The 13,737-nt window shown below is 57.2% G+C and carries 9 protein-coding genes and 1 tRNA gene; 5 read left to right on the top strand and 5 right to left on the bottom strand.

Annotation, left to right across the window (positions count from 1 at the left end; translation table 11 throughout):
- Together sfsA and ABVT35_RS11965 are read right to left on the bottom strand one after the other, a co-directional pair.
- On the bottom strand, window positions 1-711 hold the full coding sequence (gene sfsA, locus ABVT35_RS11970; RefSeq protein ID WP_368466695.1) for a DNA/RNA nuclease SfsA: 711 nt from the start codon (window positions 709-711) through the stop codon (window positions 1-3).
- 62 nt (window positions 712-773) lie between these two features.
- On the bottom strand, window positions 774-2,573 hold the full coding sequence (locus ABVT35_RS11965; protein WP_368467849.1) for a PHA/PHB synthase family protein: 1,800 nt from the start codon (window positions 2,571-2,573) through the stop codon (window positions 774-776).
- A 297-nt stretch (window positions 2,574-2,870) separates the two neighbouring features.
- Between ABVT35_RS11965 and ABVT35_RS11960 the strand changes: the two genes are divergently transcribed.
- The 3 genes from ABVT35_RS11960 to ABVT35_RS11950 all read left to right on the top strand — a co-directional run bounded on the left by ABVT35_RS11960 (window position 2,871) and on the right by ABVT35_RS11950 (window position 6,085).
- Window positions 2,871-3,320, top strand: a complete 450-nt coding sequence (locus ABVT35_RS11960; RefSeq protein WP_368466694.1) for a hypothetical protein — start codon at window positions 2,871-2,873, stop codon at window positions 3,318-3,320.
- A gap of 144 nt (window positions 3,321-3,464) precedes the next feature.
- Complete coding sequence (locus ABVT35_RS11955; protein WP_368466693.1) at window positions 3,465-4,682, top strand: LL-diaminopimelate aminotransferase; 1,218 nt, start codon at window positions 3,465-3,467, stop codon at window positions 4,680-4,682.
- Between the two features lie 74 nt (window positions 4,683-4,756).
- The gene (locus ABVT35_RS11950; protein WP_368466692.1) at window positions 4,757-6,085 is read left to right on the top strand and encodes a homoserine dehydrogenase; all 1,329 of its coding nucleotides are present in this window, start codon (window positions 4,757-4,759) and stop codon (window positions 6,083-6,085) included.
- Window positions 6,086-6,089: 4 nt separating this feature from the next.
- On the opposite strand, the gene ABVT35_RS11945 is transcribed toward ABVT35_RS11950, so the two are convergent.
- Window positions 6,090-9,143, bottom strand: coding sequence for an ABC transporter transmembrane domain-containing protein (locus ABVT35_RS11945; RefSeq protein ID WP_368466691.1), 3,054 nt, complete (start codon window positions 9,141-9,143; stop codon window positions 6,090-6,092).
- Between the two features lie 323 nt (window positions 9,144-9,466).
- Between ABVT35_RS11945 and glpX the strand changes: the two genes are divergently transcribed.
- Window positions 9,467-10,453 (top strand): class II fructose-bisphosphatase, encoded by a 987-nt coding sequence (gene glpX / locus ABVT35_RS11940; RefSeq protein ID WP_368466690.1) that lies wholly within the window; start codon window positions 9,467-9,469, stop codon window positions 10,451-10,453.
- 85 nt (window positions 10,454-10,538) lie between these two features.
- Window positions 10,539-12,341 (top strand): single-stranded-DNA-specific exonuclease RecJ, encoded by a 1,803-nt coding sequence (recJ, locus tag ABVT35_RS11935; RefSeq protein WP_368466689.1) that lies wholly within the window; start codon window positions 10,539-10,541, stop codon window positions 12,339-12,341.
- A 29-nt stretch (window positions 12,342-12,370) separates the two neighbouring features.
- Here recJ and ABVT35_RS11930 read toward each other — a convergent pair whose 3' ends face one another.
- Window positions 12,371-13,372, bottom strand: coding sequence for an NAD(P)-dependent alcohol dehydrogenase (locus ABVT35_RS11930; RefSeq protein WP_368466688.1), 1,002 nt, complete (start codon window positions 13,370-13,372; stop codon window positions 12,371-12,373).
- A gap of 244 nt (window positions 13,373-13,616) precedes the next feature.
- Window positions 13,617-13,691: transfer RNA gene (locus tag ABVT35_RS11925), tRNA-Glu, on the bottom strand.
- Window positions 13,692-13,737: the final 46 nt, after the last annotated feature.

Genomic DNA, 13,737 nt, shown 5'->3' with positions numbered 1-13,737 from the left:
TCACAAGCCCGGTTCGTCTATCGGAATGAGCCGGTCGAAGCGGATTTCCTGCGGTGTGATGTGGCATCGAACGGCCAGCGCTTCAACCCCGCGTGCGATGGCCCTGTCAAAGGCCTTTCCGTAATTGCTATCGAGATCGCGGCAGATTTTCAATCTCTCGCAATCGGATCGCTGCACAAGATAAACCATGACGGCACGATTTCCACCTTCAACCATGTCGCCGAGCTCGTCCAGGTGCTTGGCCCCGCGTTTCGTCGGGCTGTCCGGAAACTCGGCCAGATCCGGCTCCCGGATGAAGTGCACGTTCTTGACCTCGACATAGGCGGGCGGGCGGGTTTCATCCGTGAGCAGGATGTCGATGCGCGAGTTCTTGCCGTATTTCTGTTCGCGTTTCAGGCCGCTGTAACCGGCCAGCGGTCCGATGGCGCCGTCATGTATGGATTCTTCGACAATCTTGTTCGGAAGGCCGGTATTTATGCCGACGGTTACCCCGCCAACTTCGACAAGCTCAAGCGCATGGCGGTATTTGCGTGTCGGGCTGTCATGCTCCGACATCCAGACCCGCGAACCGGGATCGGTCAGGCCAAGCATCGAACCGGTGTTCGGACAGGAGCCGGTGATGGTCTCACCGTTGTCCAGTTCGGCATCGAACAGGAACCGTTTGTAGCGCTTGATCAGGGTTGCGGAGGTGAGGGGCGACGGAAATTTCATGCGCCCCTCTTAGAACAATGCTTTCCGCGATGGAACAGTTAGAGCCTGAATGGGTTCTAAAGTCACACGCGAACGCGCACGAAGCTTCCGGGCGCATCTTCGATGGAGTTCAGCTTGCCGCCGCCAGGTTCACGCGCTTCCACCATCTCGTCGTCCTGTTTCCTGATCCAGGCATGCCAATGCGGCCACCAGGAACCGGGATGCTCTTTGGCCTTTTCGACCCATTTGTCGAAATCACCCACCGGCTTGCCACCGGTCCAGTACTGATATTTCTTCTTTTCAGGTGGATTGACGACGCCGGCGATGTGGCCGGAGCCTGACATGACATAGGTCACCTTGCCGCCGAAGGAGCGGCAGCCGACGAATACGGACTTGGCCGGTGCGATGTGATCTTCCCTGGCAGCGAGGTTATAGACCGGGATCTTGACGTCCTTGAGGGTGACCTTCTTGCCGCCCAGCACCATCCGGTCATGTGACAGGTTGTTTTCGAGGTAGCAGTTGCGAAGATAGTAGGAGTGGTTGGCCGCCGGCATGCGGGTGGCGTCCGAATTCCAGTACAGAAGGTCGAAGGGCATCGGTTCCTTGCCCTTCAGGTAGTTGTTGACCACATAGGGCCAGATAAGTTCCGAGGCGCGAAGCATGTTGAAGGCGGTCGCCATCTTGGAGCCGTCGAGATATCCGTGCTCCTTCATGTTTTCTTCGATTGAGTCGATGTTTTCCTCGTCGGCAAAAACCATCAGGTCACCGGCATTCACGAAATCGACCTGGGTTGTGAAGAACGTCGCGGAGGCGACTCTGTTGTCGCCCTCCTGCGCAAAGAGCGCGAGGGTCGCTGCCAGCAGTGTTCCGCCGACGCAATAGCCGATCGCGTTGACCTCGTCCTCACCGGTTACTTTTTCGATCGTGTCGAGTGCAAAACCGATGCCCTCCCGGGCATAAGCTCCCCAATCCTTCTTCGCATGGCGCTCGTCCGGATTGACCCAGGAGATGACAAACACCGTGTGGCCCTGTTCGACGGCCCATTTGATGAAGGACTTTTGCGGATTAAGATCAAGGATGTAGAATTTGTTGATCCATGGCGGACAGATCAGCAGGGGACGTTTGAGGACCTTGTCTGTTGCCGGAGCATATTGAATCACCTGGCAAATATCGCTCTGGGAGACGACCTTGCCGGGCGTCATTGCAAGGTTCTCACCGACGGCAAACTTGCTGTAGTCGGACTGGCGCAAACGCAGGTCGCCGCGGCCGGCCTTGATGTCTTCAGCCAGCATGCGCATGCCGCGTACGAGATTTTCACCGCTTTCGGCAACGGTCTCCTTGTAGACCTCGGGATTGGTGAGCACGAAATTGGTCGGCGAAAGTGCACTGGTGATCTGCTTGACATAGAATTCCGCCTTGTGACGGGTGTGTGGATCCAGACCGTCAGCATCCTTTACCAGTTTGTCAGCCCAGTCCGCAGTCACCCAATAGGCCTGGCGCAGAAAGCTGAAAAATGCGTTGTTTTGCCAGTCCTCGTCTGAAAATCGCCTGTCGCCGATATGACCGGCCGCCGGGTCTTCCGCTTTTTCTCCCGAAATTTTACGCATGGAGTTCGACCAGATATCGAAATAGCTGGTGAGGAGATGGGTTTGTGCCTCGATGGTGCGCCTCGGATCCGACAGCCAGTATTCCGAGAGCTTTGAGAAGGTCTTGACCATGTCGGTGGCGGGGCCGGCGAGGCTGTCTTTCTTTTCGCCCGTTTCGCGCGGGGTAACCCAGGCGGATGCTGCCTTGCCGAGTTCCTCGACCATGTGCGCCATATTGCGCGCCATGGCTTCGGGGTCCTTAACGACAAAGGGTTCGATTGCAGCCAGATTCGTTATGTCTTCAAAACCACCGTTGCCGGATTCAGGCTTTTGCTGCGCCTTGGCATCTTCCTGCTTGGTGGTTTTGGTGCTTTCCTTCTTAGCGGCAGGGGCACGCTTGGCATTGCTATTGCCCTTACGGGCTTTTTTTTCCGCCACGGATACCTCCCCAAGGCTTACCTGATCCATGTCGACATTCAATGGATTGCAGGACATCTTTATTATGCAAATAGGACAATAATATTATAGACCTAAATTGCTGTTAAATGGTGTACTTTAGATGAAAGCGGAATGATGCAAACGGGGCATGGGATCATGAAAATCGGCTTCGGGGTTACGGCTGCAGGTTTGCTCGCAGTGCTGGCCATCCTGACAGGTTGTGTTTCCGCCTCGCTGGAGGATGCCGCTCCAACGGCCACTTCGCAGCCAGAACCTGCAAGTACGGGAACAACTCCCGAAAATACGGGGACAACGGTGGCCGGTGCCGATGGTGCACCGGAGGACAAGGAGGTGCGCGACAACTCCTTCGTGGAAACGGGTGCCAGGCGCAATGACAGCTTTCCGACATTCGCAATTTCACCCAGGGGAGCGACCGAACAGCTCAGTGAAGAAGAAAAGCAGGCCCTGCTGAACGAAATGCGGGTGTTGCGAGCCGCCCAGCAACGCGGAGGCAACTCCTCTGCCGGTTATTCCGCCCGGTACAATGAGCTCAAAGAGATCGCCCGCACTCACGGAATCGAGACCCAAAAGGAAATCGAGGAATAGCGTCGCAAATTTTCGGTCATTCCGTCCGTCCCGGATAATCCGGCAACAGCGCAACGCGCCGCGAACATTCCGGTGATTTATTGCAATTTGTGCCATAATGGGCGCATAAGCAGGAACCAGCCCCAATTCGAAACCGAGAAAGTTATGGAAGAATTTCACAAAGTCCGACGTCTGCCGCCCTATGTCTTCGAACAGGTGAACCGCCTGAAGGCGAGCGCGCGAGCGGCCGGCGCGGACATTATCGATCTCGGAATGGGAAACCCGGACCTGCCGACCCCTCAGTCGATCGTCGACAAGCTATGCGAGGTCGTACAGGACCCGCGCACGCACCGCTATTCCACATCCAGAGGAATTCCAGGCCTCAGAAAAGCGCAGGCGCGCTATTATGAGCGCCGCTTCGGAGTGAAGCTTGATCCCGATACCCAGGTGGTCGCGACACTCGGGTCCAAGGAAGGCTTTGCCAATATGGCGCAGGCGATTACGGCGCCAGGCGACGTCGTGCTTTGCCCAAACCCGACCTATCCGATCCACGCCTTTGGCTTCATCATGTCAGGCGGTGTCATACGTTCGATGACCGTCAAACCGGACGACAGTTTCTTTTATTCGCTGGAACGCGCAGTGCGGCACTCCATTCCCAAACCGCTGGCACTGATATTGAACTATCCGTCCAACCCCACAGCGCATGTCGCCGATCTTGATTTCTACAAGGACGTGGTCGCGTTCGCCCGCAAGCACGACATCATCATCCTGTCGGATCTTGCCTATGCCGAGGTCTATTATGATGACGCGCCGCCGGCTTCTGTTCTGGAGGTTCCAGGTGCAGTTGATGTGGCCGTGGAATTCACGTCCATGTCGAAGACTTTTTCCATGCCCGGCTGGAGAATGGGATTTGCGGTCGGTAACGAACGGCTGATCGCCGCACTGTCGCGCGTCAAGTCGTATCTGGACTACGGGGCGTTTACACCGATCCAGGTTGCGGCGACGACAGCGCTCAACGGTGACGGCTCCGAGATCGAAATGGTGCGCGAAACCTATAAGCGCCGCCGTGATGTCATGGTGGAATCATTTGCCAATGCCGGCTGGGAAGTGCCGGCGCCGCAGGCGACGATGTTTGCCTGGGCACCACTTCCCGAGCGGTTCAGGGAGATCGGCTCGCTGGAATTTTCAAAGTTGCTGATCGAGAAGGCGGAAGTGGCCGTGGCGCCGGGTGTCGGCTTTGGTGAATACGGAGACGACTATGTGCGCATTGCTCTGGTGGAGAATGAGCACCGCATTCGGCAGGCGGCTCGCAACATCAAACGTTTTCTTGCTTCGGCCGACGAAAGCATGCAAAACGTCGTCCAGCTGAACACACGGCGTTAGCCGAAAGAACTTCAACCATCCGCGTGCCGGGCCTGTGGCCCTCCGGCACGGCATTTGAACAACTGGATCATGAAATGGCACATGCCCTGAAAATCGGCATTGCGGGTCTTGGCACTGTCGGTGCGTCGCTTGCCCGCATTCTGTCGACCCGACACAACAAGCTGGCGGATATCTGCGGCAGGCCGATCGATATAGTGGCCGTCAGTGCGCGCGACGCAAACAAGGACCGCGGCGTCGATCTTTCCGGTGCGCAGTTCTATTCAGATCCCGTTCAAATGGCCAAGGAAGCCGAAATCGACGTCTTTGTCGAGTTGATCGGTGGCGAGGACGATCCTGCGCTCAGCGCAGTGCGAACCGCACTGTCGCGAGGCTGTCATGCCGTGACCGCCAACAAGGCGCTGCTCGCGCGTCATGGTGTGGAGCTGGCGCGCATTGCGGAAGAAAAGGGCGTGCTGCTGAACTTCGAGGCCGCCGTCGCCGGCGGAATACCGGTTATCAAGGCAATGCGGGAATCGCTGACGGGCAACAGCATTTCAAGGGTCTTTGGTATCCTGAACGGAACCTGCAACTATATCCTCACGGAGATGGAGCGCGTCGGCCTGTCATTCGAGGATTGCCTGAAGGAAGCGCAGCGCCTTGGTTATGCGGAAGCCGATCCGACCTTCGACGTTGAAGGCAACGATACGGCGCACAAGCTTGCTCTTTTGACCAGTCTTGCATTCGGCACGCAGATTTCGCCTGACGATATCTACCTGGAAGGTATCTCGAACATATCAATCGAGGACATCCGTGCCGCAGACGATCTCGGATTTCGCATCAAGCTGCTCGGCGTTGCGCAGAAGACCGATTCAGGCATCGAGCAGCGGGTTCACCCGACCATGGTGCCTAAAAACTCGGTTATCGCGCAGGTCGACGGCGTCACAAATGCAGTGGCGATCGATGCCGATGTCCTGGGCGAACTGATGATGTCCGGGCCGGGTGCAGGCGGCGATGCGACTGCGTCCGCCGTTATGGGCGATATCGCTGATATTGCAAAAGCCCAGCCGGGACACCAGTACGGGCCTGTCCTTGGCCGCCCCGCCATCCATCTGGAGCCCTATGTCAGAGCGCGCATGCGCAGCCACGAGGGCGGCTATTTCATCCGTCTGACCGTGGAAGACAAGACGGGTGTCTTTGCCAGCCTTGCAAGGCACATGTCGGACAATGACATTTCGCTGGAATCCATTGTTCAGCGCCCAGGGCAAAACGGCTCAAACGGCAATGGCGACAAAAAAACCGTCATTCTCGTCACCCACGCCACGATGGAGGCTTCGGTGCGCCAGGCTGTTCAATCGATTTCAGATGACGGCTATCTTCTTGATAAGCCCCAGGTTATCCGTATCGAACGCCCGGAAGGGGGCTGAGGTCCTACCACAATTCGCGGGAATGCAGCAGATGACCGGAAACGGTTTTCAGCAGGCTGAGCGCAACCTCATTGTCGTGTTCGAGGACATCCAGAAAGGCCTGTTTGCTGATGCATAGGCCTTTAATGTCGCTCAAGGCCTGCAGATCGAACTCGCGGTCCTGTTCGAGGATAACCGAAAGATCACCAATGATGCGCCCCGGTTCGATGGTTGTGATCCGAATTGCTCTGTGATCATTTGATTCCGGCAGCCACAATTCCGCAGAGCCGGCGGTGAATGTGTAGGCCCCGTCAGTCGGGTCGCCCGCTCTGAAAATATAGTCACCCTTTTTGAACGATACCCAATGGGAACCGTGAGCAAGCAGCCGCAATTGCCTGCGGTCGAGGCCGGCAAAAAGTGCGGTCCGTGAAAGCACGTGGAGCTTTTCAACCAGGTTGGCTGATCCCGGCGATTTGCCGGTATCGACATCATCGGGCTGCTCTGGCGGAGAGCCGGCTTCGATCAGCCTGCCGTTCCGCAGTTCATAGAAGGCATCATATTGCTGCGGATTGCGGAATCTGGATTCAAGCACGATGATTGTGGCACCCGGCAGCAGAGCCCTTGCATTGCGTTTCATCTCGCTTCGCTTGATTTCTTCGTTGCCGGAGAAAATGTGGTCGAGAATGAGGACATCGGGCCGCCTGATTGCCGCGCGGATGAAGTCGATGTGCTCGCGGGCAATTTGAGGCATGTTGGCGCCGCTGATGCCCGCCTCGGCGTGAATGTTGAGGGTCATGATGTCGCCGCGGAGATCTTCCTTGTCCAAAGCAGTGCCGATAATTCTCAGCAACCCTATCGGAACCCCGCCGACAATACGTGAAACGCGCCCGAACAGGATGTTCTCGAGCACCGAAAGGTTCGGACAATAGCTGTTGCGATCCAGCGGTGCATAAAAATCTCTGGCCCGATTGTAGAGTTGATAGCTGAAATCGCGCCGCACCTGCAGGATTTTCTGCTTCAAGGTTTCCGGAAAGACGTCGGCAAACTGCTCCGCGGTAATTGTGAATGGCAGTGTTGTTACAGCCATGCGTTCTTCGTCCGAAAGCGACAGCCAGCCGTCCTTGCTCTGCTTGCGGTAGATCTTTACGAGGTTTTCAAAGAAATCCGGGCTGAGCGATGCCGTACGCTGGAACATCGGATGTTCGGCGCCGACACTCGAAAAGACCTGCACCAGCATGGTCATCAGTTCAATCGCAAGTTGACGCAGGTCTTCCTGTAGATCGAGTTCCTGAAGGGTCTGCAGGAATGCGGGGTTTTCGATGATCTGAGTGTCTACCGCGTCGTCATTGCGAATGGAAAACAGCATGTTTTCGCTGACCGTAAGGCCGGGGTTGAAGCGGGAGCGGTCAAAAAAATAGACGTATTTCGCAAATTCGGGTGACCTGAACTTGTCGTGTAGCCTCTTTCTCAATTTAATGAGTTTCGTTGTCAGTTCGGGGTAGTCCTGCTGGCTGATTTTGGCTTCAAGACCACGGTTCATCAGCAAATCGTCCAGCCCGACGGCGCGGATGATCTCAAGCCACCAGTTGCGAAGTTCGGTACGCGATGCAACGCCGGCAAGCTCCGGGTTGAGCCAGTCTGTGTCTATCGGATCGGCGCTGTTTCCGACCCTGCGGGATTCTTCAATTTCGGCGATTGTCTGATCCGACAGATGGTCGAGTTCGACGGGTGCGGGCATGAGCGGCATCTGCAAATTTTCGCCCACCGTGCCGCTGAAGATGTGGGAGCCGCCGCCAGCAGTGGCTATGCGGGCGGCGATTGTTTCCTGGTGCAGTTTGGACAGGTCCTTTCCGGCAATCGTGATGTTTCCCGTCGCGGTGACAACTGACCGGGTCAGCGCCTGGACAAACGCGCGCCGCGCGAATGAATTGTCGCTTTGTATTGCGATAAGCGAGCCCTGTTTGATGTCCAGATTGATGTGGTCGAGGATCGGAATGCCGTACTGATCCATGATCGTGACGTTCTTCATGGAAATCGGACCCTTGAGATCGGGATGACCGGCAGGGTGCCCGTAAAACAGCTCTTCATCGATCATGTCGGGCGGTGTGAACTGTTCGGTGATTGTCACGTAGCGCAAACTGACGTCCTGGATCTGGCTGTAATAGGCAAGAAGTTCGCGCCATGGCGACATCAGGTCCTTGTGCGAGGCAAGGGCCGCGGCAAGGGCGCCGACGGTCAACTGTCCCTTGACCACCAGATATCCGCCGATTGAAAGGAACAGGAACGGCGTTAGCTGGTTCATGAAATTGTTGAGGAATTTCATGAAAAATTTGCGGTTATATATTTCCAGCCGAATATAGAAAATCCGGCCTAACCGTTTGGAAAAATCGGCAAGGGCGTGGCCAAGCCCGTTGTTGTTGCGCAGTTCCTCGACACCGGTGACGCTTTCGCCGATACGGTCCGAAAGGGATCGCACGACGAGGATGCGTTTCTTGTTGAGCTGATTGATGTGGCGTTGCAACTTCGGAATAATATAGGCCTGCAACGGGATCATTACGATTGCTGCAACGCCAAGCCACACATTTTGCACAAAAAGAAAGGCTGCAACCGTCAGCATCTGGCCAGCGGCAAAGACCGGCCTTGAAACGGCGTCTCCCATCATTGAGCCCATCGGCTCGGTTTCGGCTGTCACCATCGAAATCAGCGCACCTTGAGAGGTTCGCCGGAAATGGGGCAGGGGAAAACGCAAAATTCGCGATATCAACTGGTAGCGAAAACGCCGCAGCAGCCGCTCCGAAACGGTGCCTTTGAATATGTTGGTGCGCATCTTCAGCACACCGGAAACGATGACAGTCAGCAGGAAGGCGCCACACAGAACCCCCATATATTCGAACTGCCCGAGGGAAAAACCGAAATACTCGACAGGAAACGCGCTTGAACCGATCGCCTCGTTGATAATCTGCTTCGGCAATTCCAGCGATAAATAGAGGATGGGGAAGGATATAACGGTGAGAATCAGCAGTATGATCTGCTGCCTGGCACTGTATTTCCATATATATGATAGCAGGGATGGCGACATGGGTTTCCATGGAGGATGCGGCGGGAAACTACAACTGGTGATTCCGTCACATCATCTCAATATCCCTCGCTCTGAATTGTCTGTTCACCCGTCTTCAATAGCTTATTTTTCCGGCTTCATAAATTCGCGGGACGCATAGTTTCAGCCGTGCAATCCTGTTTCAGCATCGTGGTATCGCGTTTCGCTGACACACACTAATCGATTTAGTGGTGAGCAAGTTGGAAAGATGGACAAAATTGCTTCTGATTTATTCAGACTGACGTTGCAAACATCCACCTCATCGGGCTATCAGGGCCGCAACTACAACTATGGGATCATCAGAAATGACGGCCAAAAAAGACGGCGAAAGCGGTCTCGATCGCATCCTGACACTGGAGATTGTGCGGGTGACGGAAAGGGCGGCTGTGGCCGCTGCGCACCTCCGCGGACGCGGTGACGAAAAGGAGGCCGATCAGGTGGCTGTTGACGCAATGCGTCAGGAGCTCAACAAGCTGCCCATCGATGGCCGCGTGGTCATCGGCGAAGGCGAGCGGGATGAGGCGCCGATGCTTTATATCGGCGAAGAGGTCGGGATCGGCAAGGGACCGGAAGTCGACATCGCCCTCGATCCGCTGGAAGGCACGACGATCTGTGCAAAGAACCTTCCGAATTCGCTGGCTGTCATCGCAGTTGCCGAAAAAGACAGCCTGCTTTACGCGCCGGATGTCTACATGGAGAAGATTGCCATCGGACCGGGATTCCCCGCAGGCACCGTTTCGCTGGACGCCACTCCGACCGACAACATCACGGCTGTCGCAAAGGCAAAGGGTGTTCCGGTTGGCGAAGTCACGGCGTGTATTTTGGACCGGCCGCGCCATGCCCGCATGATCGAAGAGGTACGCGCCACCGGCGCCGCTATCCGGCTGATCGGTGATGGCGATGTAGCCGGGGTCATCCACACGACCGATCCCGATGAAACCGGCATCGACATCTATATGGGCATTGGCGGCGCGCCTGAGGGCGTGTTGGCAGCCGCCGCTCTGCGCTGTATCGGCGGCCAGATGGAAGGCCGGTTGCAGCTCAACACGGAAGAAAAGATCGCCCGCGCCAGGACCATGGGGATCGAAGATCCCAACAAGGTCTACTCAATGGATGAAATGGCCAGCGGCGATGTCGTCTTTGCGGCGACCGGCGTGACCGACGGCAACATGCTGAGCGGCGTCAAATTCGCCCGCGATGCGATCGTCACGCATACAATCGTCATGCGTTCTTCTTCGCGCACCGTGCGCGAGATCAAGGCGAGGCACCAGGACCTCGGCAAATTCGACTGACCTGTGGACGATGCCTGCGTGGCGGGCGCGGGCCTTCTGTCACCGCTTAATTTGACCTAATGTCAGGTTGGAATGGAGTGGACGGGTGGACGCCAGCACAAAGAGCCGCGAGCCGGCTTTCCTCGATGTAGAGACATCGCTGTCGCAGCAGCGCTGGGTGCAGCGGCTTGACCCGGCGGGTCTGAACCGGGCGCTGGCGATTGCGCAGTCGCTTGGCGTTTCCGACCTGGTTTCGCGCGTGCTTGCCGGCCGCGGCGTGACAGCGGAAGATGCGGAGATTTTTCTGGACCCGACATTGCGGGACCTGATGCCCGATCCGACGAGCCTGCAGGATATGGATGCGGCGGCAGCGCGCCTGGCCGATGCCATCGCCGCCCAACAGCGCGTTGCTGTGTTCGGTGACTATGATGTCGATGGTGCGGCTTCGTCTTCGCTGGTCAAACGCTTCCTCGACCATTTTGGCATCGAATGTGAAATATATATTCCCGACCGGGTCTTCGAAGGTTACGGGCCAAATCCGGCGGCCATGGATGCACTGATCGACAATGGCGCAGGATTGATCCTGACGGTCGATTGCGGCTCCACCAGCCATGCTGCACTCGAACATGCGCGTGGGCGCGGTATCGACGTGGTCGTGGTCGATCACCACCAGATCGGTGACGATCATCCGCCTTGCGTGGCGCTGGTCAATCCCAACCGCGAAGACGATCTGTCGGGGCAGGGGCACCTGTGTGCCGCCGGGCTGGTTTTCCTTCTTCTGGTGGCGACATTGCGCGAATTGCGCAAGCGGGGTGACAGCCGTGCAGGCTCTCTCGACCTTATGGCGATGCTTGATTTGGTGGCGCTGGCGACGGTTTGCGATGTCGTGCCGCTTAAAGGTTTAAACCGGGCCTATGTCGTCAAGGGCCTGCTTGCCGTGCGCCATATGGGAAATCCGGGCCTGGCCGCTCTGATGAAAGTGGCCGGGGTGGACGGCCCCGTTTCGCCCTATCATCTGGGTTATCTCATCGGGCCGCGCATCAATGCCGGCGGACGTATTGGCGATGCGGCCCTTGGAAGCCGGCTGCTTACCCTCTCGGACAGTGCGCAGGCGCAGGAGATTGCCGAAACACTGAACAGGCTGAATGGCGAGCGGCAGGCGCTGGAGCGCACCATGCTGGCCGAAGCCGAGGCGGAAGCACTGGCCGAATTTGGAACGGGCGAGGGGCCCGCAGTGGTCGTTACGGCCGGGGAGGGCTGGCATCCCGGAATTGTCGGCATTGTCGCTGCACGTCTCAAGGAAAAGTTTCGACGGCCGGCCTTTGCCATCGCCATGGATCCCTCCGGAAAAGGCACCGGATCAGGCAGGTCTATCTCCGGTTTTGACATGGGGCACATGGTGCGTGATGCGGTCACGGCGGGGCTCGCGACAAAGGGCGGCGGTCATGCCATGGCGGCAGGCCTCAGTGTCGAACGTGCCCAGCTCGGCGCGTTGCGGGCCTATTTCGAAGAATGTGCGGCACCGCTCGTCGGAGCGCTTCGCGCTAACCAGTCATTGAAGATTGACGGTGCGCTGGCTGCAAGCGGTGCGACACTCGAACTGATGGGACAGATCGAAAGGGCCGGACCCTATGGCGCAGGCCACCCACAACCCGTTTTGGCCTTGCCCGACCACCAACTCACCGATGCGAGGATCGTTGGCGCCGACCACGTCAAATTGCGGCTGGCCGATGCTACCGGATCGCAGGTCGACGCCATCGCTTTCCGTGCTGCAGAAACGGCCCTCGGTGCGGCTCTGCTGGACGGCAGGGGACAGCGTTTCCATTTTGCCGGCACGCTGTCGGTCAATCACTGGCAGGGACGGCAAAGGGTTCAGGTCCGGGTGATGGATGCGGCCCGGCCCGGGTAATGAGCTCGGCCGGACGTATCAGAATCCCGTCAGGCCGGTTCTGACACATTCTCAGGCTCACCAATTGCAATGACAATCGCGCCGCGGCGCTCTTCCGTCTCGACCAGACGATGCGCTTCGGCTGCGCGGTCCATGGGAAACACCTGATCGACAATCGGGCGAATTGTCCGTGCTTCGATCATTTCCTTGAGGGCCTCCAGTTCTTCGATGCGCTCCTTGGCAAACGCAAAACTGGCCTTCCTTTTAGTGAAAACATTCGTCAGCAGCGTGCGAAACATGACCGACATACGGGGATTGCCCGTGAAGTAGCGGCCCTGATCGGTGAGCGATTGCATGCAGGCCCGGTAGGAGCTGCGCGGAACCATGTCGAATATGACATCGTATTTTTCTCCGCTGCTGCCAAAATCCTGCCGTTGATAATCGATGAAGTGGTCTGCGCCAAGACCGCGCAGGAACGGCTCCTTGATTGCCTTGTCGACGGCGGTGACTTCGGCGCCCATTGATTTTGCGATCTGCACGGCGTGGGCGCCGATGCTGCCGCCGGCGCCATTAATCAACACCTTCTCACCCGGCTTGAGTTCCGCCAGCCGCATGAAGTGAATCGCATTCAATCCGCCGAGCGGAACAGCCGCAGCCTCTTCAAAGCTCATATTGCCGGGTTTGGCGACCATCGTGCTGTCCGCAGGAAGGTTGACATATTCTCCATAGGCTCCAAACCGAAGCCCGGTCGCGCCGAACACCTGCATGCCCGTGGCAAACTGTGTGACGTTTTTCCCGACAGCCAAAATTTCGCCGGAGAAATAACCGCCGAGAACCTGTTTCCTCGGCCTGGTGATGCCGATTGCCAGACGCAATGGCAGCCAAAACCAGTTGACTGAAAATCTGAAACTGCGCAATTCGCAGTCAGACTTCGTCGCCTCGGCAGCCCGCACCCGGATAAACACCTCGTCGTCACCGGCCTCGGGAATTTCCACATCGGACAGCCGAAGCACATCCGGCGGTCCGTAGTTCGAATAGGTTATGGCTTTCAATGGAGTGTGGCTCCCAGGGTCGCTGATCTCATTGATGTCACTGAATTTGAATGGACGCTTCTGGGTCCATCGTTGGAACCATCAGGAGTGAAGGTATGGACGATTTTTCAAATTACCACTCATGGATCGCATTTTTTCCGCGTCACGCAACGGACGCGGTGAATATTCCGGGCTTGCACGGGCTGCAGGCGTAATGGAATGGCGCGGTCGAATTGAGGAATTTGGATTTGTACGAAAGGAACCGTGGCACGCCCTAGGGGAATCGAACCCCTCTTTCCAGAATGAAAATCTGGCGTCCTAACCGATAGACGAAGGGCGCGTGGTGGGCGTTATATAGTCAGGTCTTCGGATTCCCGCAAGCGGGA

This window comes from Hoeflea sp. TYP-13 (genome assembly GCF_040932035.1).
Lineage (GTDB): Bacteria > Pseudomonadota > Alphaproteobacteria > Rhizobiales > Rhizobiaceae > Hoeflea_A.
The sequence above is the reverse complement of the archived record's forward strand: the minus strand, read 5'-3'. Positions and strand labels throughout refer to the sequence as shown.